This window comes from Pseudomonas sp. TE3786 (assembly GCF_054057335.1).
The window spans coordinates 1-24,414 of the sequence record NZ_JBSRZF010000010.1; the positions used below are offsets into that span (position 1 = coordinate 1).

Consider the following 24,414-nt stretch of genomic DNA (forward strand, 5'->3'; position numbering starts at 1 on the left):
AAGGATGCCAATGGCAACCCGGTTGCAGGTGCGACGGTTAACTGGACTACTACCGGCGGTACCCTGGATAAAACCAGTTCGGTCACCGCTGCCAACGGTGTGGCCAGCGCTGTACTGACCAGTTCGACTACGCCCGGCACGGCGACCGTTACCGCTACTTCCGGGACTGCGCATGGTTCTACAGCTGTGACCTTCGTGGCAGTTGCCGCGGCGACGGTAACCACTACAGCTTCTCCGACATCAATCGTTGCCAACGGCACCAGCACCTCGGCCATCAGCGCTGTGGCGAAGGATGCCCAGGACAACCCGGTGCCGGGTGTGACGGTTAACTGGACCACTACTGCCGGAACCCTGGATAAAACCAGTTCGGTCACTGATGCCAACGGTGTGGCCAGCGCTGTGCTGACCAGTCCTACAACCGTCGGTACGGCAACCGTCACGGCTACTTCCGGGACTGCTCATGGTTCGACGGATGTGAGGTTTGTGGCGGGGCCCATTGCAACCTTCGATGTGACTCCCCAATCGTCATCGGTCGCTGGTGATGGCACCAGCACGGCGGCGTTGCGTGCAGTAGTGAAGGATGCCCACGGCAATGTGGTGCCAAATGCTTCTGTGTACTGGCTGACCAACTTAGGCACATTGAATAACTCTGGCGATATGGTTGCTGCGCAGGCCGACGCAAACGGTGTGACCACCATGTCGATCAGCTCCAGTAGTTATGGGCAGGCACAGGTTTGGGTCTATGACCAACGGCAGAATCTGATGAGCGCGCCGGTTGTGGTGAATTTTATAGATGGAGTGCCTAGACAGATCTCTGACTACGGCCACCCGGAAACGCTCATTGCCGACGGCAGAAGCGGAGCCAAATTTCAGATGCAGGTGGTCGATAGAGTTGGCGTTCCGGTGGTAAATACGCGAGTGACCTGGACTACCACCTCGGGCGTATTGTCCAGCAGCAGTTCGATGACGGATGCCAGCGGGGTTGCCTCGGTGACACTTACCTCGGCCGTTGTTGGGCCCGTCTATGGAACTGCCACGGTCACTGGCACGACCACGACAGGTGCATCGGCCAGTGCTCAGGTGAATGTGGTTCCGGCACCAACGGCCTCGATTTCGGCGACTGCCCCGGCGATGTCCAACGGCGGCTACACGGCCTCGATAACGGTTACGGCAAAAGACGAAAACGGAAATCCGCTTCCCAATGTTCCGATTTCCTGGAGGACCTCCGTATCCGTACACGAGTGGCCTGCCGATATCTTTGACCCCGTATCTGGAGTTACTGACGCCATCGGCAAAATCACACTGAGGTTGACCACCGGTACAATTCCAGGGTCGAGGGTAATGACCGTGTCCGGACCATATGGCACTTACACCATCGTGAACCTGGTTTTCCAATAAACAAAAAAGCCGCTTTAACCCTTTAAAGCGGCATTGTTTAGCACTTACGAAAAAGCCCGGCATATAGCCGGGCTTTTTCGTTGCAGTGGGGCGTTTACTGCCCGTTGTAAACCTGATCAAACACCCCGCCATCATTGAAGTGGGTCTTCTGAATCACTGGCCATTCGCCAAAGGTTTTCACCACCGGCAGGAAGTCCACTTTCGGGAAGCGGTCGGAGAACTCGGCGAGGATTTTCGCGTTGCGTGGGCGCAGGTAGTTGTTGGCGGCAATGCGCTGACCTTCGTCGGACCACAGGTACTTCAGGTACGCCTCGGCTTCTTTGCGGGTGCCTTTTTTCTCGACCACTTTGTCGACCACGGCTACCGGCGGCTCGGCCTCGGCGGAGACGCTCGGGTACACCACTTCGAAGCTGCCACGACCGAATTCACGGGCGATCATTTCCGCTTCGTTTTCGAAGGTCACCAGCACATCGCCGATGTTGTTCTGCATAAAGGTGGTGGTGGCGGCACGGCCGCCGGTGTCGAGTACCGGGGCTTGTTTGAACAGCTTGCCGACGAACTCGCGTGCGGCTTTTTCGTCGCCGCCTTGCTTGAGCACATAACCCCAGGCCGACAGGTAGGTGTAGCGACCGTTGCCGGAGGTTTTCGGGTTCGGTACTACCACTTCCACGCCGCTTTTGAGCAGATCCGGCCAGTCTTTCAGGCCTTTGGGGTTGCCTTTGCGCACGATAAATACGGTGGCCGAGGTGAAGGGCGCGCTGTTGTCCGGCAGGCGGGTGGCCCAGTTTTCCGGAAGCAGATTGCCGTTGTCGTGCAGGGCATTGATGTCGGTGGCCATGTTCATGGTGATCACATCGGCCTGCAGACCATCGATGACAGCGCGGGCCTGTTTGCTCGAACCACCGTGGGACATCTGCAAGGTCAGCTCGGGGTTGCCCTCAGCCTGCCAGTGCTTCTGGAACGCGGCGTTGTAGTCCTTGTAGAAGTCGCGCATCACGTCGTAGGAGACGTTCAGCAGGGTGGCGGCTTGCACGCTGGAGGCCAGGGCCAGGCTGGCGGCCAGCAGGGAGGTGGAGAGCAATCGCTTCATCGAGAATTCCTTAGTCCTGTAGTCCATGGTCAATGAGTTAACCGACGAATGATAAAAGCACAGGTTTATTCTGATAAAGAATAATTGATTCCTTGCTTATGCCATCAAGCGGCATCGCCGTTACAGACTCATATTCCATAAACATATAAATAAATTGTTATTTATTCTTTTTAATTTGAACGCAGCCTGAGCATAGTGAGCCCCACGCACCGACATGCACCAGGAGCTGCACCATGAGCCTCAGACTCGGCGACATCGCCCCCGACTTCGAACAAGACTCTAGCCAAGGCCGCATTCGTTTTCACGAATGGTTGGGCAATAGCTGGGGCGTGCTGTTTTCCCACCCGGCCGACTTTACCCCGGTGTGCACCACCGAGCTGGGCTTCACCGCCAAATTGAAAGAGCAGTTCGCCGAGCGCGGCGTCAAGGTTATCGCCCTGTCGGTAGACCCTGTGGACTCGCACCTGAAATGGATCGACGACATCAACGAAACCCAGAACACCCTGGTGGGTTTCCCGATCATCGCGGACGCCGACCGCAAGGTATCGGGCCTCTACGACCTGATCCACCCCAACGCCAATGACACCCTCACCGTACGTTCGCTGTTTGTCATCGACCCGAACAAGAAGGTGCGCCTGACCATCACCTACCCAGCCAGCACCGGGCGCAATTTCCACGAAATTCTGCGGGTGATCGACTCACTGCAGCTGACCGAAAACTACAAGGTCGCCACCCCCGCCAACTGGCAGGACGGTGACGAAGTGGTGATCGTGCCGTCGCTGCGTGACGAAGACGAAATCAAACAGCGCTTCCCCAAAGGCTACCGCGCAGTGAAACCCTACCTGCGCCTGACCCCGCAGCCCAATCGCTGATCGTGCGTCCTTTACCCAGAACCGCAAGTACCTGAGCGCGCCTGAGCCTGGCGGTCGTCACCGACAGCCAGCAACAGGATGGCAAGGCAAGGAGTAGGCAATGTTAGTGGTTTCGTTGAGCGGCAGTCCCAGCCAGAGATCCCGTAGCGGAATCTTGCTGGAGCGCTCGCAGCGCTGGCTGCAACAGCATGGCGTGGAAGTGGTGAGTTACCGCATTCAGGACTTCAACGCTGAAGAACTGCTGCACGCCCGTTTCGACAGCCCGCAGATCCAGACCTTGCAAGCCCATGTGGCTGCCGCGGATGGCCTGTTGATTGCCACGCCGGTTTACAAAGCCTCCTTCTCCGGTGCGCTGAAGGTGTTGCTCGACCTGCTGCCCGAGCGCGCCCTGGAACACAAAGTGGTGCTGCCGTTTTCCACTGGCGGCAGCAAGGCTCACATGCTGGCCGTGGACTACGCCCTGCGCCCGGTGCTTACCGCGCTGAAAGCGCAGGAAGTGCAGCACGGGGTATTCGCCGACGACAGCCAGATCGCCTATGGCGAAAACGGGGCCGCCGCGCAGCTGGCAGCGAGCCTGGAACAGCGTCTGGATGAAGCACTGGAGCAGTTCCACAGCGCCCTGGCCCGTCGGCAAAAACCCCTGGACCCAAATGTATTGAACCAGCGGCTGCTCGCAGCCAACTGGAGCATCTGAAGCAAACCCCGGCCTGCCGCCACCCAATACCTAGAAAGCAAGCCAACACAACCATCAGCCTTACTCACCCGCCAACGGGCAAGCAGGCGACATCACTTGAACAGCAAAGGAGAGCGCTATGCGCACCCACACCTTGCGTCGGAGTCTGGTCGCCCTGTTTGTCGCGGCCACTGCCTTCGGGGCCATCAGCCAAGCACAAGCCGAAACCCTGCGGATCGGTTATCAGAAATACGGCACCCTGGTGCTGCTCAAAGCCAAGGGCACCCTGGAGAAGCGTCTCGCCGAACAGGGCGTGGACGTTAAATGGACCGAATTCCCCGGCGGCCCGCAGCTGCTGGAAGGCCTCAACGTCGGCTCGGTGGACTTCGGCGTGACCGGCGAAACCCCGCCGGTATTCGCCCAGGCCGCTGGTGCCGATCTGCTTTACGTGGCCTACGAGCCGCCTGCGCCCCATAGCGAAGCGATCCTGGTGCCGAAAGATTCGCCGATCAAATCGGTGCAAGAACTCAAGGGCAAGAAAGTCGTCCTCAACAAGGGCTCCAACGTGCACTACCTGCTGGTGCGTGCCCTGGAAGATGCCGGCCTGAAATACAGCGACATCGACGTTGCCTACCTGGCCCCGGCCGATGCCCGTGCCGCGTTCGAGCGTGGCAGCGTAGACGCCTGGGTTATCTGGGACCCCTTCCAGGCTGCCGCCGAAAACCAACTGGGTGCACGCACCTTGCGTGATGGTCAGGGCCTGGTCGACAACCACCAGTTCTACCTCTCCACCAAGCCTTACGCCGAGAAGAACCCGAAAGTCATCGCCACCCTGATCGACGAAGTTCGTGCGGTGGGTGAAGACTCCAAGGCCGACCCGCAAAAGGTCACCGATCAGGTGGCACCGCTGTTGGGCCTGTCCAAGGACATCACCCTGACCGCAGTGAAACGCCAAGGCTACGGTGCCCAGTTCATCACCCCGGAAGTGGTTACCGCACAGCAGAAGATCGCCGACACCTTCTTCCAGCTCAAATTGATTCCCAAGCCCTTGAGCATCAAGGACGTGATCTGGAGCCCGCCGGCCAAAGTCGCCAGCGCCCAGTAATCAACCGATTGGCGATACCGCCGCTGGCCCCCCTGGGTCAGCGGCACTTAAAGGAGACAACTCCCATGAGCTTGAACATTTTCTGGTTTCTTCCCACCCACGGCGACGGTCATTACCTTGGCACCGCTGAGGGCGCTCGCGCGGTCGATCACGGCTACCTGCAACAGATTGCCCAGGCGGCTGACCGCCTCGGTTTTGGTGGCGTGCTGATCCCGACAGGGCGGTCCTGCGAAGACTCCTGGCTGGTAGCAGCCTCGCTGATTCCCGTCACCACCAACCTCAAATTTCTGGTGGCGCTGCGCCCCGGCATCATTTCGCCGACCGTAGCGGCACGTCAGGCCGCGACCCTGGATCGTCTGTCCAATGGCCGCGCGCTGTTCAACCTGGTTACCGGCGGCGATCCCGATGAGCTGGCCGGCGATGGCCTGTTTCTCAGCCATGAAGAACGCTACGAAGCCTCGGTGGAATTCACCCGCATCTGGCGCCGTGTGCTGGAAGGTGAAACCGTCGACTACGACGGCAAACACATCAGCGTGAAGGGCGCCAAGCTGCTCTATCCGCCGCTGCAACAACCGCGTCCACCGCTGTACTTCGGTGGCTCTTCGGGCGCTGCGCAGGACCTCGCCGCAGAACAAGTGGAAATGGTTCTGACCTGGGGCGAGCCGCCGGCCGCCGTCGCCGAAAAAATCGCCCAGGTGCGCGAGAAAGCCGCCCAGCATGGCCGTACCGTGCGCTTCGGCATTCGCCTGCATGTGATCGTGCGCGAAACCAACGAAGAAGCCTGGGCAGCCGCTGATCGCCTGATTGCCCATGTGGACGACGAGACCATCAAAAAGGCCCAGGCTTCCCTGGCGCGCTTCGATTCGGTTGGCCAACAGCGCATGGCCGCCCTGCATGGCGGCAGCAAGGACAACCTCGAAGTCAGCCCCAATCTGTGGGCCGGCGTTGGCCTGGTGCGCGGCGGTGCCGGTACGGCGCTGGTGGGCGATGGCCCGACCGTGGCGGCACGGGTGAAGGAGTACGCCGACCTGGGTATCGACACGTTTATCTTCTCCGGCTATCCGCACCTGGAAGAGTCGTACCGGGTTGCCGAACTGTTGTTCCCCCATCTGGATGTGGCTCGCCCACAGCGCCCGGAAGGCACCAGTTATGTCAGCCCGTTCGGGGAAATGATCGCCAACGATGTGCTGCCCAAAGCAGCCTCGGCCAGCTGACCGCCAGGGACGACGACATGAGCAAACCTATCCACACCATCGTCAGCCGCGTAGCACCCTTTGTGCTGCCGCTGACGCTGCTGGCCATCTGGCAGCTGGCAGTGGTCGCCGGCTGGCTGTCGACGCGCATTCTGCCGGCCCCCAGTGCGGTGTTCGAAGCGGCGGTGACCCTGGTCAGCAGCGGCGATATCTGGCACCACCTGGCCATCAGTGGCTGGCGCGCCGGTATCGGCTTTCTGATTGGCGGCAGCATCGGCCTGACCCTGGGCTTTATCACCGGCCTGTCGAAGTGGGGCGAACGCTTCCTCGACAGCACCGTGCAGATGATCCGCAACGTGCCGCACCTGGCGCTGATTCCGCTGGTGATTCTCTGGTTCGGTATCGATGAGTCGGCGAAGATTTTTCTGGTCGCCCTCGGCACGGTATTCCCGATCTACCTCAACACCTACCACGGCATCCGCAACGTCGACCCGGCGTTGGTGGAGATGGCGCGCAGTTATGGCCTGTCCGGCTTCGGCCTGTTCCGTCAGGTGATTCTGCCCGGTGCCTTGCCGTCGATTCTGGTCGGCGTGCGTTTTGCCCTGGGCTTTATGTGGCTGACCCTGATCGTGGCTGAAACCATTTCCGCCAGCTCCGGTATCGGTTACCTGGCGATGAACGCCCGCGAATTTCTGCAGACCGATGTGGTGGTGGTGGCGATTCTGCTCTACGCCCTGCTGGGCAAACTGGCCGATACCACGGCCCGTGGTCTGGAACGCGTGTGGTTGCGCTGGCATCCGGCTTATCAGGTGAAGAAAGGCGGTGCCGCATGAATGCATTCAATCCCAATGGCGTGGCGCCGCAAAACCTCAAAGGCGGTATTCCGCTGGCGGTCCGAGGCCTGCACAAAGCCTTTGGCGAGCGCGAGGTGTTGCACAACATCGAGCTGCTGATTCCGGCCGGACAATTTGTTGCCGTGGTCGGTCGTAGCGGCTGTGGCAAAAGTACCTTGCTGCGTCTGTTGGCCGGACTCGATACGCCCACCAGCGGCGCTTTGCTGGCCGGTTCGGCGCCGCTGAGCGAAGCCCGCGAAGACACCCGTCTGATGTTCCAGGACTCGCGCCTGCTGCCGTGGAAGCGGGTGATCGACAATGTCGGCCTGGGTCTTAGTGGCGACTGGCGTGGTCGTGCCCTGGAAGCGCTGCAAGCGGTTGGCCTGGCCGACCGTGCCCATGAGTGGCCGGCGGCGTTGTCTGGCGGGCAGAAGCAGCGTGTGGCGCTGGCCCGGGCACTGATTCACCAGCCGCGTCTGCTGCTGTTGGACGAGCCCCTTGGGGCGCTGGACGCCCTGACCCGCATCGAGATGCAGCAACTGATCGAGGGCCTGTGGCAGCAACATGGCTTCACCGTGCTGCTGGTTACCCACGACGTCAGCGAAGCGGTGGCGATTGCCGACCGCGTGATTCTGATTGAAGACGGCCATGTCGGCCTGGACCTGCACGTGAACCTCGCCCGCCCACGGCAACGTGGCTCGGCGCGCCTGGCGGCGCTGGAAGCCGAAGTTCTCAACCGCGTGCTGGAGATTCCTGCCGGCCCGCCACCACCCGAACCGGTTTCACCCTTGCCCACGCAACTGCGCTGGGCCCTGTAAGCAAACCCTCTGAAATCCAAGCACCAGGAGCGACACCATGACTATCAAAGCGATCAACGTACGTAACCAGTTCAAAGGCACCATCAAGGAAATCGTTCTGGGCGACGTACTGTCGGAAATCGACGTACAAACCGCCTCCGGCATCGTGACTTCGGTGATCACCACCCGTTCGGTAAAAGAGCTGGAACTGGGCGTGGGCAGTGAAGTGATTGCCTTCGTTAAATCCACCGAAGTATCGATTGCCAAGCTCTAAGCCGTGGCATTGATGTTTGCAGGTAATCGCGGCTAAAGCCGCTCCTACGGATTGTGCAACCTTGTAGGAGCGGCTTCAGCCGCGATGCTTTTCAAGCAGACCCAACTCCAGGCTATGTCCCGGCGCGAGCACCGCACGGGTGATGGCGGCATCGTCGTGGCTGCGCTCTCAAGCAGCAAACGGCCGTCGATTGATCGCTAGCCGAGTGGATTGGGCAGAAATTGAACATATTTTGATCTAACAGCAGGGTGGTTTTCTCACACTTCTTGGAGATAATGCCCACGCCAGGCTGTCCGAGCCGCGCGTTCACTATCCGAGGTGGCTCCATCTATGTGGTACAACGGTTTTCTCGACCTGTCGGCCTGGCAGGTATTGGCGGTCACCCTGCTGATGACGCATGTGACCATCGTGTCCGTCACCGTGTATCTGCACCGCTATTCCGCGCACCGCTCGTTGGAACTGCATCCTGCCCTCAAGCACTTCTTCCGTTTCTGGCTGTGGATGACCACCGGCCAGAACACCCGTGAATGGACGGCCATTCACCGTAAGCATCACGCCAAATGTGAAACCGAAGACGATCCCCACAGCCCGGTGATCAAGGGTTTGTCCACCGTGCTGCGCAAGGGCGCGGAGTTGTACCGCGCCGAAGCGGAAAACCCGGAAACCCTGCGAATCTACGGCAAGAACTGCCCGGAAGACTGGATCGAGCGCAAGCTCTACTCGCGCTTCCCACTGGGCGGTATTGCGATCATGGCGGTGATCGACCTGGCGTTGTTCGGTGCCCTCGGTATCACCGTCTGGGCCGTGCAGATGATGTGGATTCCGGTGTGGGCCGCGGGCGTGATCAATGGCCTGGGCCATGCCGTTGGCTACCGCAACTTCGAATGCCGTGACGCCGCCACCAACCTGGTGCCCTGGGGCATCCTGATCGGCGGTGAAGAGCTGCATAACAACCACCACACCTACCCGAATTCGGCCAAGCTGTCGGTGCGCAAGTGGGAGTTCGATATGGGCTGGGCCTGGATCCAGCTGTTCAGCTTCCTGCGCCTGGCCAAGGTGCAGCGTGTGGCGCCGATTGCGCACCGGGTTACCGGCAAGGGTTATCTGGACATGGACACCGCCATGGCCATCCTCAACAACCGCTTCCAGATCATGGCCCAGTACCGCAAGGTGGTGATTGCCCCGCTGGTGAAGCTGGAGTTGGCCAAGGCCGATGCTTCGGTGCGCGCCAAGTTCCACAGCGCCAAGCGTTTGCTGTCGCGGGAAACCAGCCTGCTGGACGAACGCCATCACCTGCGTATTCAGGCCATGCTCGAACAGAGCCAGGCGCTGAAAGTGATCTACGAAAAACGCCTGGCCCTGCAGCACATCTGGGTGAAAACCAGCAGCAACGGCCATGACATGCTCGAAGCGATCAAGGTTTGGGTGCACGAGGCCGAGGCCAGCGGTATTCAGTCGCTGCGCGATTTCGCCGAACACTTGAAAACCTACTCGCTGCGCCCGGCCGGTGCCCTGTAGGACGCCGCTCAGCGCGCTCAAGCCCGCCGTTCGGCGGGCTTTTTTCTGTGTCAGGGATTGGCACCTTATGCTGCGCGAATGGTCGTAGTTTCGTACTAGAAAAGGACATCTGATGGACGAACATTCCCTTCTCACAGCTCCGCTTTCGCCGGAGTTGGAGGAACTGACCCTCGCGTTGCTGCACAGCCGTGGTGAGGTGGAGCGCCTGCGTGAGCGCGAACATCTGTTCAGTTCGCTGCTGGACAGCGTCAACACCGTGCTCTGGGCGTTCGACTGGGATGCGCAGCGCATCATCTACGTTAGCCCTGCTTATGAGCGGGTGTTTGGCCGCAGCGCCGGCCTGCTGCTGGCCGACTATGGCGAGTGGCTGAACTGCATCTACCCCGATGACGTCGAACATGCCGCCGCGAGCTTTGCCGAGGTGTTGGTCAAGGGTGCCGTGGAAGATCGCGAATACCGCATCCTGCGCGCCGACGGCCAACTGCGCTGGCTCAGCGACAAGTGCTTTATCAGCCGTCAGGCCGAGGCCGGCAAGCCGCTGATCGTGGTCGGCATTGCCGAAGACATCACCGACAAGAAACACCTTGAAGGCGAACTGCATCGCCTGGCCACTACCGACGTGCTGACCCAGAGCAGCAACCGCCGCTACTTCTTCGAATGTGCCCACACCGAATTCCAGCAAGCGACTCAGGAAGAGGCTCCGCTGGCTTTTCTGCTGCTGGATGTGGATAACTTCAAGCACATCAACGACACCTACGGCCACCAGATGGGCGATGCGGTGTTGCAGCGCATCGCCCAGTGCGGCACTGCGGCGTTGCGGCGGGGAGATCTGTTCGGACGTATCGGTGGCGAAGAATTCGCCGCGTTGTTTCCTTGCTGCACCGAAGAGTTGGCGCTGCAAATTGCCGAGCGCTTACAGCGGGAAATTCAGCGCCTGGTGTTCAGCTGCAACGGCACCACCTTTGGTGTCACCGTCAGCCAGGGCCTGACCAGCCTGACTCACGCGGATATCACCCTCGACACCCTGTTCGCCCGCGCCGACGCCGCCATGTACGTCGCCAAACGCCAGGGCAAGAACCGCATTATTCGTTCCTGAACACGGGATTGTGGGATGGGCTTTAGCCGCGATGCTTTTGATCTTAAAAGCTCGCGGCTGAAGCCCCTCCCACAGGTATTCCGTATGGATCGAAAGCGGGGTTATGCCGGTTGCTGCTGAGTGATGCAGTGAATATTGCCGCCACCCAACAGAATCTCCCGCCCTGGCACCATCACCACCTCATGCTCGGGGAACAGGCGCTGCAGAATCGCTTTGGCCTCGGCGTCCTTCGGGTCATCGAAGCTCGGAGCGATGATGCCGCCGTTGACGATCAGGAAGTTGACGTAGGAGCCGGCCAGGCGAATCGAGGGGTCACGTTCCTGCGTACCCGCAACGAGGTCGACGCCCGCGCATTCTTCGTCAGTCGCGTACAGCGGGCCGGGGATCGGCATCTTGTGCACCACCAGCTGACGGCCCTTGGCGTCCTTGACGCTTTCCAGCACGCGCATGGCCTTCTGGCAACGTTCGTAGTTGGGGTTCTGTTGATCGTCGGTCCAGGCCAGCAACACTTCGCCAGGGCGTACGTAGCAGCAGAAGTTATCCACATGGCCGTCGGTTTCGTCGTTGAACAAGCCGTCCGGCAGCCAGATCACGGTGTCGATGGCCAGGTGCTCGCCCAGTACCGCTTCGATTTCTTCGCGGCTCAGGTGCGGGTTGCGGTTGCGGTTGAGCAGGCACTCTTCGGTAGTGATTACCGTGCCTTCGCCATCGACATGAATGGAGCCGCCTTCCAGCACAAACCCTTCGGTGCGGTAGCGGTCGCGGCGCTCGATCTCGAGGATTTTGCTGGCCACCTGGTCGTCGCGCATCCACGGCGAATACAGGCCGCCATCGAAGCCGCCCCAGGCATTGAAGCCCCAGTCCACGCCACGGATTTCACCGGCGGCATTGCGCACGAAGGTCGGGCCGGTGTCGCGTACCCAGGCATCGTCGGTGCTGATTTCCACCACGCGGATGTTGTCGGCGTCCAGACGTGCGCGGGCGTTTTCGTATTGCTCGGCGCTGACGCACACGGTTACCGGCTCGAAGCGCGCGATGGCCTTGGCCACGGCGGTGAACGCCGCTTGCGCAGGCTTGCCGCCCAGCCGCCAGTTGTCCGGACGCTGCGGCCAGACCATCCAGGTCTGGCTGTGGGGTGCCCACTCGGCAGGCATGGCGAAGCCGTCGGCGCGAGGGGTGGTGTTCAGTGTGGTCATTGCAAATACCTTTGGAAAACTCGTAGGAGCGGCTTTAGCCGCGATGCTTTTGATCTTTTAAGAGCATCGCGGCTGAAGCCGCTCCTACGGGGGTAGGTGTCAGGATTCGAGAGCGCCGTCCAGGGTTTTGATCGGGCCATATAGATTCGGCCGACGATCACGGAAGCTGCCCCAGGCGCTGCGCATGTGTTCCAGCTGATCCAGGTCGAAAGTATGCACCAGGATGCCTTCTTCGGTTTCGTTCAGCTCCTGCACTTTTTCGCCGAACTGGTTGGCGATAAAAGACGAGCCGTAGAAGGTGATGTCGTAGCCGTCTTGCGCTTCGTTACCGATACGGTTGGAGGCAATCAGCGGCATCAGGTTGGCCCCGGCATGGCCTTGTTGCACGCGCTGCCAGTGGTCGCGGGAGCTGATGGTCTTGTCATGGGGCTCGCTGCCAATGGCGGTGGGGTAGAACAGAATCTCGGCACCGAGCAGCGCCATGCTGCGGGCGCACTCGGGAAACCACTGGTCCCAGCAGATGCCCACGCCGATCTTGGCGTAGCGGGTGTTCCATACTTTGAAGCCGGTATCGCCAGGGTTGAAGTAGTACTTCTCGTGATAACCCGGGCCGTCCGGGATATGGCTTTTGCGGTACACGCCGAGGTTGCTGCCGTCGGCATCGATGATCGCGATGCTGTTGAAACGTGCGCGGCCGGCCAGTTCGAAGTAGCTGATTGGCAGCACCACCTGCAGCTCTTTGGCGAGCTTCTGGAAGTGCGCGATGGCGGCGTTGGTATCGGTGGGCGTGGCCAGCTGCAGGTACTCGGGGTTGGGCTTCTGGCAGAAGTACGGCGTCTCGAACAGCTCCTGGATCAGGATGATCTGCGCACCTTTGGCGGCTGCCTCACGCACCAGTTTTTCGGCCGTGGCGATATTCGCTGCGCGATCCCAGGAACAGGCCATCTGCGTGGCAGCGACGGTGACGTTACGCGACATGAAGCACCTCTTTTTATTGTGGGCAGGCGAAAGAGCCTGGGAGCAGGTGCGACTTTATAGTCGATAAAAATCGGTGTTTGAAGCTGTATTTTTCTATTGGCAACGTTTTTACGATAAAAGTACCGATAAATATCTAGTATTTGACGGGCGATTCCCGCTTTGGCAGAAAGTCGGGCAGGTACAAACCCAGATAAACATCGAACACGCGCATGCCTTCCTCAGCCAGGCGCGGAGTGATCTCGCCATGCTGCTGCACCGAGCGCGCGTACACGCGGTCGCTCAGCTCCAGAGCCAGGGCAAACACATCCAGCTCGGCGGGCAGGGTGGGCAGCGGGAAGTGGCGGTCGAACAGTTCATGCAGCAGGCGGCCGAGCTCGATGTCGTGCTGGCGGTCGGCCTGGGTCACTTCACTGAGGCCATGCTGGGCAAGGATCAGCTGCCGCGCGGCGGCATCGCTGGTGTAGATGTCCAGCATGCGTTGCTCGACCAGGCGCGAGAGGTCACGCCAGTGCTTGAGGCTGGCGTGGTCGATGGGCAATTCGAGGACGGCGCGAAAAGCGCCGTGAACGTCAGCGGTGAGCGCTTCGAGAATCGCCGGCACGCTGGCGAAGAAGTGATACACCGAAGAGGGCGGCATCTGCGCCCGCTCGGCCACGCTATAGATCGACAGACTGGCCACACCCTGTTCGGCCAGCAAGGCACGTGCGGCATCGACGATTACGGCGATGCGCGCCTGGCTGCTGGCGCGGGGTTTGCGGGCGGTGGCGGGACGCTGCATGGGTCTCTCCTTGGTGGAGGCGCTATTGGACGTCACTCGCTGCGCCAGCCGCAAGTAGATCAAAAACATCGCGGCTAAAGCCCCTCCTACATGAAGATGCGTTCCTTTGTGGGAGGGGCTTTAGCCGCGAGCTTTTGATCTTCAGCTACCGTCGCGAAACTTGCCCCACACTTCATCCTTGATCGCCGAGGTCTTCTCCGGCAGCACTTCCAGGGCGGCCAGACGGCGTTTGGTGGCCTTGTCCGGGTAGAGCCCGGGCTGGTCGCGCAGGGTTGGATCGAGGAACTCGCGAGCGTCGGCGTTGCCGCTCGGGTAGAGGGTTTCGCTGGTGATCTGCGCGGCCACTTTCGGTTGCATCAGGTAGTCGATAAAGCGGTGCGCCAGGTCCGCGCGGCGGGCGCTGCTGGGGATCACCAGGTTGTCGATAAACAGCACCGAGCCTTCATCTGGCACCACGAAATGCACGTTCTGCCCGGCGGCGCTGGCCCCCAGGGCATCACCGACCCAGGCCAGGGACATGCACAGCTTGCCCTCTTTCAAATCGTCGATATAACGCTCGCTGTCGACGTACCGCACGTTGTGCCGAATCGCCTGCAGCATGCTGCCGCCCTGCTTGATCTGGGTCGACGGGCTGTGGGCCAGGCTGCGGCCCATGTAGTTCATGGCCACCGACATCACTTCATCCGAGGCGTCCAGCACGCTGATCCCACAGGTGGCCAGCTTGGCGCTCTGCGCCGGGTCGAACAGCAGGCTCCAGCTATTGGGCAGCGGACCGCCAAAGGCTTTTTCGGCCTGCGGCACGTTGATCGCCAGGCCGACCGCGCCCCACTGGTAGGGAATGGCGTAGAGGTTCTGCGGATCGACTGCGTTGAGCTTGCTCAGCAGCTGTTTATCCAGGTGCACGCGGTTGGGCAGGCGGGTCATGTCCAGCGGCTGCAGGCGGCCGGCTTTGATTAGCGCCGGCAGGGTGTCGTGGGAGGGCACGGCTACGTCGATGGAGTCACCGCTGGCCAGGGCTTTTTCCAGCTCTTCGGCGGTGCTGTAGGTGTGGTAATCGATGTGGATGCCGGTTTCTTTTTCGAAGTCGGCCAGCACTTGGGGGGCGATGTAGTCGTTCCAGTTGTAGACCACCAGCTCTTCGGCCTGGACAGTCGCACTGGCGACAACAATGGATGAGCCAGCAAACAGCAGCGCGGCTAAGAAACGGGGCATGTCGACTTTCCTTCGATGTCGGTTCACAGCATGGGCCGCAGCAACGGCTGCGGCGAATGGAGTTATCGCTCAAATCCTTTACAACTGAGCGAGCCGCGACATGTCTGGTGGATTCGATGCACGTCTGGGCTGGCCATGGCACACAAACAACAACGCAGCGCTTGGTCACAGGGCTGCGGTGTAGGCAAAAAAGGCGTTATTGCCAGGGCAGATAAAGCAACGCCGGCCTGGATAGGCCGGCGTTGGATGGACACTTACACGGTGTGTAGGTACCAGTTGTACTCGAGGTCCGAAATGGAGTTTTCGAACTCGGCGAGTTCACTCTCTTTACAGGCGACAAAGACGTCGATGTATTTCGGGTCGATATAGCGGGCCATGATCTCGCTGTCGTCCAACTCGCGCAGGGCATCACGCAGGTTGTTCGGCAGGCTTTGCTCATTCTGCTCGTAGGAGTTGCCTTCTACGGGCTTGGTGGGCTCGATCTTGTTGGTCAGACCGTGGTGCACGCCGGCCAGTACTGCCGAGAGCAGCAGGTACGGGTTGGCGTCGGCACCGGCGACACGGTGTTCGATGCGCACGGCATCGCGGGTGTCGTTCGGGACGCGCAGGGCCACAGTACGGTTGTCGATACCCCAGCTCGGCGAGTTCGGCACATAGAACTGTGCGCCGAAACGACGGTAGGAGTTGACGTTCGGGCAGAGGAACGCCATCGACGCCGACATGGTTTCCAGCACGCCGCCAATGGCGTGACGCAGGGCATCGTTCTGTTCCGGATCATCGGTGGCAAAGATGTTATTGCCTTCTTTGTCCAGAATCGAAATATGCACATGCAGACCGTTGCCCGCTTGGTTCGGGTACGGCTTGGCCATGAAGGTGGTGTCCATCTCATGGTCATAGGCGATGTTCTTCACCAGACGCTTGAGCAGCAGGGCGTAATCGCACGCCTTGATTGGATCGGCCACATGGTGGAGGTTGACTTCGAATTGCGCCGGAGCACTTTCCTTGACGATGGCGTCAGCAGGGATGCCCTGCTCTTTGGCACCTTCGAGGATGTCTTGCAGGCATTCGGCGTACTCGTCCAGGTCGTCAATCAGATACACCTGGGTGGAGATCGGACGTTTGCCCGACAGCGGCGACAGCGGCGGTTGAGGCCGGCCGTTCACGTTTGCCTGGTCGATCAGATAAAACTCAAGTTCAAACGCGGCGCAAATGGTAAGGCCCAGTTCGTCGAACTTCGCGACCACCTGCCGCAACACTTCCCGCGGGTCAGCGAAGAACGGCTCGCCTTCCAGCTCGTGCATGGTCATCAGCAGTTGCGCGGTCGGACGCTTCTGCCAAGGCTCATTGCACAGGGTGTTGGGAATGGGGTAGCAGATACGGTCGGCATCGCCGATATCCAGACCCAGACCAGTGCTTTCCACTGTCGAGCCGTTGATATCGAGTGCGAATAAAGAAGCCGGGAGGTTGATGCCGCGCTCGTAAACCTTGTGCAGGCTCGCACGCTCGATGCGCTTGCCGCGCACCACACCATTCATATCTGCAATAAGAAGGTCGACGAACAGGACCTCAGGATGTTCCTTAAGGAACGCGTTCGCTTCGTTAAGCTGAACGGCACGCGGGGGTACCGACATGATGCAACACCTTTATTGTTAAAAATATCAATCATTAGACTGATGGGGTGTGAGTCAATCTTAATCGCCTCAGCCTGTCAATAGTGCCACCTTTTGCCCTGAAACGGGGCGCAGTGGCCATTTTTAGGGCGTTTCAGGGCATCTAAACCCCCTTGGCGCCCTTGTCTGGCGCGGCGCTCAGTGGGCCGTGTTAGATTTTTTACATCGCTATTGTGTAAAAAAATGAACAAGGCTAAGCTCCGGTTCAAACCCATAACAGCAATAAAACGGGTGTCCCATGTCGCGCCTGCCGTTAATCGGCGTTACCGCCTGCACCAAGCAGGTCGGCCTCCATCCCTACCATATAGCGGGTGATAAATACGTTCGGGCCGTGGCCGTCGGCGCGGGTGGCCTGCCATTGATCATTCCCTCGCTCGGCAATCTGCTTGATTTCGACGCCCTTCTGGACAGTCTAGACGGCCTGCTTTTAACCGGCTCGCCGTCCAACGTAGAACCTCACCTTTATAGCGGCCCGGCCAGCACGCCCGGCACGCTCCACGACCCTGAACGCGATGCCACCACCTTGCCCCTGATTCGTGCGGCAGTAGCGGCGGGCGTGCCCGTATTTGGCATTTGCCGGGGGTTTCAGGAGTTGAACGTGGCGTTTGGTGGCAGCCTGCACCAAAAGGTTCACGAAACCGGCACTTACATGGATCACCGCGAGCCGGAAAACGAGCCCGTGGAAGTCCAATATGCTCCAAGCCATCCGCTGCTGGTGCAGCCGGGCGGTGTTCTCGCCGGCCTCGGCTTGCCGGACGAGATTCGCGTCAATTCCATTCATGGCCAGGGCGTTGAGCGTCTGGCGCCGGGCCTGCGTGTAGAGGCTCTGGCTCCTGACGGACTGATCGAGTCGATCTCGGTCGAGGGCGCTTCGAGCTTTGCTCTCGGGGTGCAGTGGCATCCAGAATGGCAAGTACGCTCCAACCCCGAATACCTCGCCATCTTCCAGGCATTTGGAGATGCCTGCCGCAAGCGGGCGAGTCAACGCTGAGCTTAGCTATAGAGCTAGGTTTTCAATCCCCCCTGAGGTCTTTATGAGTCCCAAACTCGACCAACTCACCAGTTGGCTGAAAGAGCGCAAGATCACCGAAGTTGAGTGCTTTATTAGTGATCTAAGCGGCATTTCCCGCGGCAAGATTGCACCGACCAACAAGTTCATCGATGAGAAGGGCATGCGCCTCCCTGAGAGCGTGCTGCTGCAGACCGTCACCGGTGACTACGTGGAAGACGACATTTATTACGACCTGCTCGACCCGGCTGACATCGATATGATCTGCCGCCCGGACGAAAATGCCGTGTTCCTCGTACCTTGGGCCATCGAGCCCACCGCGCAGGTGATCCACGATACCTACGACAAGCAAGGCAATCCGATCGAGCTGTCGCCGCGCAACATCCTCAAGAAAGTGCTCAAGCTCTACGCCGAGAAGGGCTGGCAGCCTATCGTCGCGCCAGAGATGGAGTTCTACCTGACCAAGCGCAGCGACGATCCGGACTACCCGTTGCAGGCCCCGATTGGCCGCTCCGGCCGCGCCGAGACTGGCCGCCAGTCGTTCTCCATCGACGCGGCCAACGAATTCGACCCACTGTTCGAAGACGTCTATGACTGGTGCGAACTGCAGGAGCTGGATCTCGATACCCTGATCCACGAAGACGGCACCGCGCAGATGGAAATCAACTTCCGTCATGGCGACGCCCTGCACCTGGCCGACCAGATCATCATCTTCAAGCGCACCATGCGTGAAGCAGCGTTGAAACATAACGTCGCCGCCACCTTTATGGCCAAGCCCATGACCGGCGAGCCTGGCAGCGCGATGCACTTGCACCAGAGCATCATCGACATTGCTACCGGCAAGAGCATCTTCTCTAACGAAGACGGCACCATGAGCCAGCTGTTCCTGCACCACATCGGTGGCCTGCAGAAGTACATCCCTGAGCTGTTGCCGCTGTTCGCGCCGAACGTCAACTCGTTCCGCCGCTTCCTGCCCGATACCTCGGCCCCGGTAAACGTGGAGTGGGGCGAAGAAAACCGCACCGTGGGCCTGCGGGTTCCGGACGCTTCGCCGCAGAACCGTCGGGTGGAAAACCGCCTGCCGGGCGCTGACGCCAACCCCTATATCGCCATCGCCGCAAGCCTGCTGTGTGGCTATATCGGTATGGTCGAGCAGCTCAATCCAAGCGCTCAGGTCAAGGGTCGTGGTTACGAGCGACGCAACCTTCGCCTGCCGCTGACCATCGAGGACGCCCTGGAGCGTATGGAAAACTCCAAGACCGTCGAGAAGTACCTGGGCAACAAGTTTGTCAGCGGTTACATCGCCGTGAAGCGTGCCGAGCACGAGAACTTCAAGCGGGTCATCAGCTCCTGGGAACGTGAGTTCCTGCTGCTCTCGGTTTAACCAAAACGACGCTCAGGCCCGGGTCGCACCGGGCCTGTTTGAATTGAGGTTTGCAATGACAATCCCTTTGAAAAACCCACAAACCCGCGAGTGGCAAGCGCTTAGCGCCAGCCATCACTTGGCACCGTTCAGCGACTATAAACAGCTGAAAGAAGTCGGTCCGCGCATTATCACCAGGGCCGACGGCGTGTACCTGTGGGACAGCGAAGGCAACAAGATTCTCGACGCCATGGCCGGCCTCTGGTGCGTGGCCATCGGCTATGGCCGTGACGAGCTGGCCGATGCCGCCGCCAAGCAGATGAAAGAGCTGCCGTTCTACAACACCTTCTTTATGACCGCGCACCCGCCGGTGCTGGAGCTGGCCAAGACCATCGCCGAGCTGGCACCGCCGCATATGAACCATGTGTTTTTCACCGGTTCGGGCTCGGAAGGTAACGACACCATGCTGCGCATGGTCCGTCACTACTGGCAGGTCAAGGGCAAGCCAGAGAAGAAAGTGGTGATTGGCCGTATCAACGGCTACCACGGTTCCACCGTGGCCGGTGCCGCGCTTGGCGGTATGCAAGGCATGCATGAGCAGGCCGGCACCCTGCCGGATATCGTGCATATCCCACAGCCTTACTGGTTCGGTGAAGGCGGCGATATGAGCCCGGCCGAGTTCGGCATCTGGGCGGCGGATCAGCTGGAAAAGAAAATTCTCGAAGTCGGCGAAGACAAGGTCGCGGCCTTTATTGCCGAGCCGATCCAGGGTGCCGGCGGCGTGATCATTCCGCCCGACACCTACTGGCCGCGCGTGCGCGAAATCCTCGCCAAGTACGACATTCTGTTTGCCGCTGACGAAGTGATCTGTGGTTTTGGCCGTACCGGCGAGTGGTTCGGCAGTGACTACTACGGCAACACCCCGGACCTGATGACCATCGCCAAGGGCCTGACCTCCGGCTATATCCCCATGGGGGGTCTGATCGTCAGCGACAAGGTTGCCGAGGTGATCAACGAAGGCGGCGATTTCAACCACGGCTTTACCTACTCCGGTCACCCAGTAGCGGCGGCTGTGGCGCTGGAAAACCTGCGGATTATTCGCGAGGAGAAAATTCTCGAGAAGGTCCGTGCAGAAACGGCACCGTATTTGCAAAAGCGTTTGCGTGAGCTGGCGGATCACCCTCTGGTGGGTGAAGTGCGCGGTCTTGGCATGCTGGGCGCGATCGAGTTGGTGAAGAACAAAAAGACCCGCGAGCGGTTCGAGGGTAAGGGCGTTGGCATGATCTGCCGCGGCCACTGCTTCAACAACGGTCTGATCATGCGCGCCGTAGGCGACACCATGATCATTGCGCCGCCGCTGGTAATCAGCAAAACAGAAATCGATGAGCTGGTGGAAAAGGCACGTAAATGCCTGGACCTCACCGCCAGTGCAGTACTCGGTTAAGCAGTAGAGGGTTGGTTCGCTGGTGAGGGAAAATTTGCCTCCCAGCGTAGTGAAAAGTTGTAAACCCGCGCTGGTCCTTGCCAGACTGCACGGTGCGTTGGCCAGGCTCACCGAAGGGTGGCCGCCAAGGGGGTGGATGCAACGCCCCCAGAGCAAACGCCACTGTTCGGATAACTACATAAAACAGGAGCTGTACGCATGAAAACATTCGGCAAGTCCTTTCTCGCGTTGTCCTTATTGGGAGTGATGGTCGGCGCGGTCCAGGCCGATGACAAAGTGCTACACGTGTACAACTGGTCCGATTACATCGCACCGGACACCGTTGAGAAGTTCACCAAAGAGACCGGCATCAAAGTGGTCTACGACGTGTACGACAGCAACGAAGTTCTCGAAGCCAAATTGCTGGCCGGCAAGTCGGGTTATGACATCGTGGTTCCGTCCAACTCCTTCCTGGCCAAACAGATCAAAGCTGGCGTTTACCAGCCGCTCGATCGTGCCAAGCTGCCGAACTACAAGAACCTCAACCCTGAGCTGATGAAGACCCTGGAAATCAGCGACCCGGCGAACAAATTCGCCATCCCTTACCTGTGGGGCACCATCGGTATCGGCTACAACGTCGACAAGGTCAAAGCTGTTCTGGGCGAAAACGCGCCAGTGGATTCCTGGGACCTGGTGTTCAAGCCAGAGAACATGGCCAAGCTCAAAGAGTGCGGCGTGAGCTTCCTTGATTCGCCAACCGAAATGCTCCCGGCGGCCCTGCACTACCTGGGCTACAAGCCCGATAGCCAGGACCCGAAAGAACTGGCCGCTGCTGAAGCCTTGTTCCTCAAAGTGCGTCCATCGACTGCCTACTTCCACTCGTCCAAGTACATCTCCGACCTGGCCAACGGCAACATCTGCGTAGCCGTCGGTTACTCGGGTGATATCTACCAGGCCAAGTCGCGCGCTGAAGAAGCGAAGAACAAGGTGAATGTTGGCTACAACATTCCGAAAGAAGGTGCCGGTGCGTTCTTCGATACCGTGGCCATTCCGAAGGATGCCGAGAACCCTGACGGCGCGTTGAAGTTCATCAATTTCCTGCTCAAGCCGGAAATCATTGCTGAGATCAGCGACGAGGTTTCCTATCCGAACGGTAACTCCGCCGCCACTCCGCTGGTGAGCGAAGCGATCCGCAAAGACCCAGGTATCTACCCAAGCGACGACGTAATGAAAAAGCTGTACGCGTTCCCTGACCTCCCGGCCAAGGTTCAGCGTGTAATGACCCGCTCCTGGACCAAGATCAAGTCCGGCAAGTAATCGAAATCCGGTAATTGAATCTGCGTTATGACACCTCCAGCGGGGTTTCTCGCTGGAGGCATGTCAGGGCAAGGTTCTTCAGTAGATGTAGTGCTCAGTAGTTGAAGTGCCGAGCTCCAAGCAGTTGGCGTTTGCAGTTCGTTGCGCCCTGGAATTGTTGTTTCCCTCCTGTCGGCAGTAGTCGAAGGTGGTGAACGCGGTAACCAACAGGCCACCGTTGATGGCCACAGTGATCTAACAAAAATGAGGATGGACATGTGCGAATTCCCTTCCGCAAAACCCTGATAAGCGCCATCGCCCTGATGGGCTTCAGTGCTCTGGCCCAGGCCGAGCCAACAGTGCATGTCTACAACTGGACCGACTACATCGGCGAAACCACCCTGGCGGACTTCCAGAAAGCCACCGGGATCAAACCGGTCTACGACGTCTTCGACTCCAACGAAACCCTGGAAGGCAAAATGCTCGCTGGCCACACCGGCTACGACGTAGTGGTGCCTTCGAACAACTTCCTGTCCAAGCAGATCAAGGCTGGCGTGTTCCAGAAGCTCGACCGTAGCCAACTGCCGAATTTCAGCAACCTGGATCCCAAACTGCTCAAGCAGCTGGAAAAGAGCGATCCGGGCAATCTGTACGCGGTGCCGTACCTGTGGGGTACCAACGGCATCGGCTACAACGTGGCGAAAATCAAAGCGGTGTTGGGCGTCGACCATATCGACTCCTGGGCCATGCTGTTCGAACCGGAAAACATCAAGAAGCTGACCCAGTGCGGCGTCGCCTTCCTCGACTCGCCGGATGAAATGTTCCCGGCCGTGCTGAACTACATGGGCCTCGACCCCAACAGCACCAACCCTGAAGACTACAAAAAGGCCGAAGCCAAACTCCTGGCCGTTCGCCCTTACGTCACCTATTTCCATTCCTCGAAATACATCTCGGATCTGGCCAACGGTGATATCTGCATCGCGGCAGGTTTCTCCGGCGATATCTTCCAGGCCGCCTCGCGCGCCAAGGAAGCCGGCAAAGGCATCGAGATCGCCTACGCCATTCCCAAAGAGGGCGGCAACCTGTGGTTCGACATGCTCGCCATTCCGGCTGATGCGCCGAACGCCAAACAGGCCCACGCCTTTATCAATTACCTGCTGGACCCCAAGGTAATCTCGCCGATCAGCGAATACGTCGGTTACGCCAACCCCAACAGCAAAGCTGATGCGGTGATGGATCAGGAGCTGCGTAACGACCCTGCGGTTTACCCACCGCAAGAGGTCATCGACCGCCTGTATGTGTCCGTGCCGTTGCCACCCAAGCTGCAACGCATCGAGACCCGTTCCTGGACCAAGATCAAGTCCGGCAAGTAACCCGAAAGAGCAGCGTGCATTCAGCGCTCATAAACCCAGTAATCACCTGACCCGGTCGGGTGACGATGAAAAAAGGCCGGTCCGTAGTGGGCCGGCCCTCAAAATAAAGTTGGGAGTTTTGTAATGGCAGTTGCCTCCGGCGCCTACAAGAAAGCCCTCGAGGGCGACCAGAAACCTAAAGAGGTTTTGGTCAAAATCGATCGGGTGACCAAGAAGTTCGACGAGACGATTGCAGTGGACGACGTGTCCCTGACAATCAACAAAGGCGAAATCTTCGCCCTGCTCGGCGGCTCCGGGTCGGGTAAATCCACCTTGCTGCGGATGCTGGCAGGCTTTGAACGCCCAACCGAGGGACGGATTTTCCTCGACGGCCAAGACATCACCGATATGCCGCCCTACGAGCGGCCGATCAACATGATGTTCCAGTCCTATGCACTGTTCCCGCATATGACCGTGGCGCAGAACATTGCTTTCGGCCTCAAGCAGGACCGCATGTCTGCCGCCGAGATCGATGCGCGCGTCAACGAGATGCTCAAGCTGGTGCAGATGACCCAGTACGCCAAGCGCAAACCGCACCAGCTTTCCGGTGGCCAGCGTCAGCGGGTGGCCCTGGCCCGCTCCCTGGCCAAGAGCCCGAAACTGCTGCTGCTCGACGAGCCGATGGGCGCGCTGGACAAGAAGCTGCGCTCGCAAATGCAGCTTGAGCTGGTGGAAATCATCGAGCGCGTGGGTGTGACCTGCGTCATGGTGACCCACGACCAGGAAGAGGCCATGACCATGGCCGAACGTATCGCCATCATGCACCTGGGCTGGATCGCACAGATCGGCAGCCCCATCGACATCTATGAAACCCCGACCAGCCGTATGGTCTGCGAGTTCATCGGTAACGTGAACCTGTTCGACGGCCAAGTGGTGGACGACGCCGAAGGCCACGCGCTGATCGACAGCCCGGACCTGGAGCGCAACATCTACGTAGGCCACGGCGTGACCACCTCGGTGCAGGACAAGAACATCACCTACGCCATTCGCCCGGAAAAACTGCTGGTCACCACCGAAATGCCGACCTGCGAATACAACTGGTCGCGCGGCAAGGTGCATGACATCGCCTACCTGGGTGGTCACTCGGTGTTCTACGTGGAGCTGCCAAGCGGCAAGATCGTGCAGTCGTTTGTCGCCAACGCCGAACGTCGCGGTGCGCGTCCGACCTGGGGCGACGAAGTGTACGTCTGGTGGGAAGACGATAGCGGGGTCGCGTTGCGCTCATGAA

Annotated in this window: 22 protein-coding genes; 16 read left to right on the forward strand and 6 right to left on the reverse strand. The window is 59.6% G+C overall.

The window, feature by feature from the left end; translation table 11 throughout:
- Nucleotides 1-1,398, forward strand: a 1,398-nt coding sequence (locus ACVW0Y_RS12720) for an Ig-like domain-containing protein (RefSeq protein WP_457438699.1), incomplete at its 5' end; no start/stop codon positions are given.
- Between the two features lie 94 nt (nucleotides 1,399-1,492).
- Here the strand turns inward: ACVW0Y_RS12720 and ACVW0Y_RS12725 are convergent.
- The gene (locus tag ACVW0Y_RS12725; protein ID WP_457438700.1) at nucleotides 1,493-2,488 is read right to left on the reverse strand and encodes a sulfate ABC transporter substrate-binding protein; all 996 of its coding nucleotides are present in this window, start codon (nucleotides 2,486-2,488) and stop codon (nucleotides 1,493-1,495) included.
- Between the two features lie 233 nt (nucleotides 2,489-2,721).
- On the opposite strand from ACVW0Y_RS12725, the gene ACVW0Y_RS12730 reads away from it, so the two are divergent.
- The 9 genes from ACVW0Y_RS12730 (at nucleotide 2,722) to ACVW0Y_RS12770 (ending at nucleotide 10,849) form a co-directional block, all read left to right on the forward strand.
- Nucleotides 2,722-3,360 carry a peroxiredoxin gene (locus tag ACVW0Y_RS12730; RefSeq protein ID WP_457438701.1) on the forward strand — a complete coding sequence of 213 codons (639 nt, stop codon included), beginning with the start codon at nucleotides 2,722-2,724 and terminating at the stop codon, nucleotides 3,358-3,360.
- A gap of 100 nt (nucleotides 3,361-3,460) precedes the next feature.
- Nucleotides 3,461-4,054: an NADPH-dependent FMN reductase gene (ssuE, locus tag ACVW0Y_RS12735; RefSeq protein WP_457438702.1), complete on the forward strand. Its 594-nt coding sequence runs from the start codon at nucleotides 3,461-3,463 to the stop codon at nucleotides 4,052-4,054.
- Between the two features lie 118 nt (nucleotides 4,055-4,172).
- Nucleotides 4,173-5,138 (forward strand): sulfonate ABC transporter substrate-binding protein, encoded by a 966-nt coding sequence (locus ACVW0Y_RS12740; protein WP_457438703.1) that lies wholly within the window; start codon nucleotides 4,173-4,175, stop codon nucleotides 5,136-5,138.
- Nucleotides 5,139-5,203: 65 nt separating this feature from the next.
- A complete protein-coding gene (gene ssuD / locus ACVW0Y_RS12745; RefSeq protein ID WP_457438704.1) occupies nucleotides 5,204-6,352 on the forward strand; it encodes an FMNH2-dependent alkanesulfonate monooxygenase in 1,149 nt (382 codons plus the stop codon).
- Nucleotides 6,353-6,369: 17 nt separating this feature from the next.
- Nucleotides 6,370-7,164, forward strand: a complete 795-nt coding sequence (gene ssuC, locus ACVW0Y_RS12750; protein ID WP_457438705.1) for an aliphatic sulfonate ABC transporter permease SsuC — start codon at nucleotides 6,370-6,372, stop codon at nucleotides 7,162-7,164.
- On the forward strand, nucleotides 7,161-7,982 hold the full coding sequence (ssuB, locus tag ACVW0Y_RS12755; RefSeq protein ID WP_457438706.1) for an aliphatic sulfonates ABC transporter ATP-binding protein: 822 nt from the start codon (nucleotides 7,161-7,163) through the stop codon (nucleotides 7,980-7,982). The genes ssuC and ssuB overlap by 4 nt, the downstream gene beginning before the upstream one ends.
- A gap of 37 nt (nucleotides 7,983-8,019) precedes the next feature.
- Nucleotides 8,020-8,235 carry a TOBE domain-containing protein gene (locus tag ACVW0Y_RS12760; protein ID WP_056842174.1) on the forward strand — a complete coding sequence of 72 codons (216 nt, stop codon included), beginning with the start codon at nucleotides 8,020-8,022 and terminating at the stop codon, nucleotides 8,233-8,235.
- Between the two features lie 330 nt (nucleotides 8,236-8,565).
- Nucleotides 8,566-9,753 (forward strand): delta-9 fatty acid desaturase DesA, encoded by a 1,188-nt coding sequence (desA, locus tag ACVW0Y_RS12765; RefSeq protein ID WP_457438707.1) that lies wholly within the window; start codon nucleotides 8,566-8,568, stop codon nucleotides 9,751-9,753.
- 112 nt (nucleotides 9,754-9,865) lie between these two features.
- On the forward strand, nucleotides 9,866-10,849 hold the full coding sequence (locus ACVW0Y_RS12770; RefSeq protein ID WP_457438708.1) for a GGDEF domain-containing protein: 984 nt from the start codon (nucleotides 9,866-9,868) through the stop codon (nucleotides 10,847-10,849).
- Between the two features lie 101 nt (nucleotides 10,850-10,950).
- Here ACVW0Y_RS12770 and aguA read toward each other — a convergent pair whose 3' ends face one another.
- The 5 genes from aguA to ACVW0Y_RS12795 form a co-directional block, all read right to left on the reverse strand.
- Nucleotides 10,951-12,045 carry an agmatine deiminase gene (gene aguA, locus ACVW0Y_RS12775; RefSeq protein ID WP_457438709.1) on the reverse strand — a complete coding sequence of 365 codons (1,095 nt, stop codon included), beginning with the start codon at nucleotides 12,043-12,045 and terminating at the stop codon, nucleotides 10,951-10,953.
- A gap of 99 nt (nucleotides 12,046-12,144) precedes the next feature.
- Nucleotides 12,145-13,023, reverse strand: coding sequence for an N-carbamoylputrescine amidase (gene aguB, locus ACVW0Y_RS12780; protein ID WP_457438710.1), 879 nt, complete (start codon nucleotides 13,021-13,023; stop codon nucleotides 12,145-12,147).
- Between the two features lie 133 nt (nucleotides 13,024-13,156).
- Nucleotides 13,157-13,801 (reverse strand): TetR/AcrR family transcriptional regulator, encoded by a 645-nt coding sequence (locus ACVW0Y_RS12785; RefSeq protein WP_457438711.1) that lies wholly within the window; start codon nucleotides 13,799-13,801, stop codon nucleotides 13,157-13,159.
- 141 nt (nucleotides 13,802-13,942) lie between these two features.
- On the reverse strand, nucleotides 13,943-15,013 hold the full coding sequence (locus ACVW0Y_RS12790; protein ID WP_457438712.1) for a polyamine ABC transporter substrate-binding protein: 1,071 nt from the start codon (nucleotides 15,011-15,013) through the stop codon (nucleotides 13,943-13,945).
- A 254-nt stretch (nucleotides 15,014-15,267) separates the two neighbouring features.
- Nucleotides 15,268-16,644, reverse strand: a complete 1,377-nt coding sequence (locus ACVW0Y_RS12795) for a glutamine synthetase family protein (protein ID WP_457438713.1) — start codon at nucleotides 16,642-16,644, stop codon at nucleotides 15,268-15,270.
- A 277-nt stretch (nucleotides 16,645-16,921) separates the two neighbouring features.
- Here ACVW0Y_RS12795 and ACVW0Y_RS12800 point away from each other — a divergent pair, with 277 nt between their 5' ends.
- The 6 genes from ACVW0Y_RS12800 to potA all read left to right on the forward strand — a co-directional run bounded on the left by ACVW0Y_RS12800 (nucleotide 16,922) and on the right by potA (nucleotide 24,413).
- Nucleotides 16,922-17,674 carry a gamma-glutamyl-gamma-aminobutyrate hydrolase family protein gene (locus ACVW0Y_RS12800; protein ID WP_457438714.1) on the forward strand — a complete coding sequence of 251 codons (753 nt, stop codon included), beginning with the start codon at nucleotides 16,922-16,924 and terminating at the stop codon, nucleotides 17,672-17,674.
- A 43-nt stretch (nucleotides 17,675-17,717) separates the two neighbouring features.
- On the forward strand, nucleotides 17,718-19,076 hold the full coding sequence (locus ACVW0Y_RS12805; RefSeq protein WP_108098960.1) for a glutamine synthetase family protein: 1,359 nt from the start codon (nucleotides 17,718-17,720) through the stop codon (nucleotides 19,074-19,076).
- Between the two features lie 55 nt (nucleotides 19,077-19,131).
- Entirely contained in the window at nucleotides 19,132-20,499 is a 1,368-nt protein-coding gene (locus ACVW0Y_RS12810) for an aspartate aminotransferase family protein (protein ID WP_457438715.1), read from the forward strand.
- 198 nt (nucleotides 20,500-20,697) lie between these two features.
- Nucleotides 20,698-21,795: an extracellular solute-binding protein gene (locus ACVW0Y_RS12815; protein ID WP_457438716.1), complete on the forward strand. Its 1,098-nt coding sequence runs from the start codon at nucleotides 20,698-20,700 to the stop codon at nucleotides 21,793-21,795.
- Between the two features lie 302 nt (nucleotides 21,796-22,097).
- A complete protein-coding gene (locus ACVW0Y_RS12820) occupies nucleotides 22,098-23,147 on the forward strand; it encodes a polyamine ABC transporter substrate-binding protein (protein WP_457438830.1) in 1,050 nt (349 codons plus the stop codon).
- Nucleotides 23,148-23,270: 123 nt separating this feature from the next.
- Nucleotides 23,271-24,413, forward strand: coding sequence for a polyamine ABC transporter ATP-binding protein (gene potA / locus ACVW0Y_RS12825; RefSeq protein ID WP_457438717.1), 1,143 nt, complete (start codon nucleotides 23,271-23,273; stop codon nucleotides 24,411-24,413).
- Nucleotide 24,414 lies beyond the last annotated feature (1 nt).

Bases quoted from the DNA above. Each gene is read 5' to 3' on its own strand.
- ACVW0Y_RS12800 (WP_457438714.1), top strand. From the start codon at position 16,922: ATGTCGCGCCTGCCGTTAATCGGCGTTACCGCCTGCACCAAGCAGGTC.
- desA (WP_457438707.1), top strand. From the start codon at position 8,566: ATGTGGTACAACGGTTTTCTCGACCTGTCGGCCTGGCAGGTATTGGCG.
- ssuB (WP_457438706.1), top strand. From the start codon at position 7,161: ATGAATGCATTCAATCCCAATGGCGTGGCGCCGCAAAACCTCAAAGGC.
- potA (WP_457438717.1), top strand. From the start codon at position 23,271: ATGGCAGTTGCCTCCGGCGCCTACAAGAAAGCCCTCGAGGGCGACCAG.
- ACVW0Y_RS12725 (WP_457438700.1), bottom strand. From the start codon at position 2,488: ATGAAGCGATTGCTCTCCACCTCCCTGCTGGCCGCCAGCCTGGCCCTG.
- ACVW0Y_RS12760 (WP_056842174.1), top strand. From the start codon at position 8,020: ATGACTATCAAAGCGATCAACGTACGTAACCAGTTCAAAGGCACCATC.
- ACVW0Y_RS12820 (WP_457438830.1), top strand. From the start codon at position 22,098: ATGGGCTTCAGTGCTCTGGCCCAGGCCGAGCCAACAGTGCATGTCTAC.
- ACVW0Y_RS12730 (WP_457438701.1), top strand. From the start codon at position 2,722: ATGAGCCTCAGACTCGGCGACATCGCCCCCGACTTCGAACAAGACTCT.
- ACVW0Y_RS12805 (WP_108098960.1), top strand. From the start codon at position 17,718: ATGAGTCCCAAACTCGACCAACTCACCAGTTGGCTGAAAGAGCGCAAG.
- ACVW0Y_RS12785 (WP_457438711.1), bottom strand. From the start codon at position 13,801: ATGCAGCGTCCCGCCACCGCCCGCAAACCCCGCGCCAGCAGCCAGGCG.
- ACVW0Y_RS12740 (WP_457438703.1), top strand. From the start codon at position 4,173: ATGCGCACCCACACCTTGCGTCGGAGTCTGGTCGCCCTGTTTGTCGCG.
- ssuC (WP_457438705.1), top strand. From the start codon at position 6,370: ATGAGCAAACCTATCCACACCATCGTCAGCCGCGTAGCACCCTTTGTG.
- ACVW0Y_RS12810 (WP_457438715.1), top strand. From the start codon at position 19,132: ATGACAATCCCTTTGAAAAACCCACAAACCCGCGAGTGGCAAGCGCTT.
- aguB (WP_457438710.1), bottom strand. From the start codon at position 13,023: ATGTCGCGTAACGTCACCGTCGCTGCCACGCAGATGGCCTGTTCCTGG.
- ssuD (WP_457438704.1), top strand. From the start codon at position 5,204: ATGAGCTTGAACATTTTCTGGTTTCTTCCCACCCACGGCGACGGTCAT.
- ssuE (WP_457438702.1), top strand. From the start codon at position 3,461: ATGTTAGTGGTTTCGTTGAGCGGCAGTCCCAGCCAGAGATCCCGTAGC.
- ACVW0Y_RS12790 (WP_457438712.1), bottom strand. From the start codon at position 15,013: ATGCCCCGTTTCTTAGCCGCGCTGCTGTTTGCTGGCTCATCCATTGTT.
- ACVW0Y_RS12770 (WP_457438708.1), top strand. From the start codon at position 9,866: ATGGACGAACATTCCCTTCTCACAGCTCCGCTTTCGCCGGAGTTGGAG.
- ACVW0Y_RS12815 (WP_457438716.1), top strand. From the start codon at position 20,698: ATGAAAACATTCGGCAAGTCCTTTCTCGCGTTGTCCTTATTGGGAGTG.
- ACVW0Y_RS12795 (WP_457438713.1), bottom strand. From the start codon at position 16,644: ATGTCGGTACCCCCGCGTGCCGTTCAGCTTAACGAAGCGAACGCGTTC.
- aguA (WP_457438709.1), bottom strand. From the start codon at position 12,045: ATGACCACACTGAACACCACCCCTCGCGCCGACGGCTTCGCCATGCCT.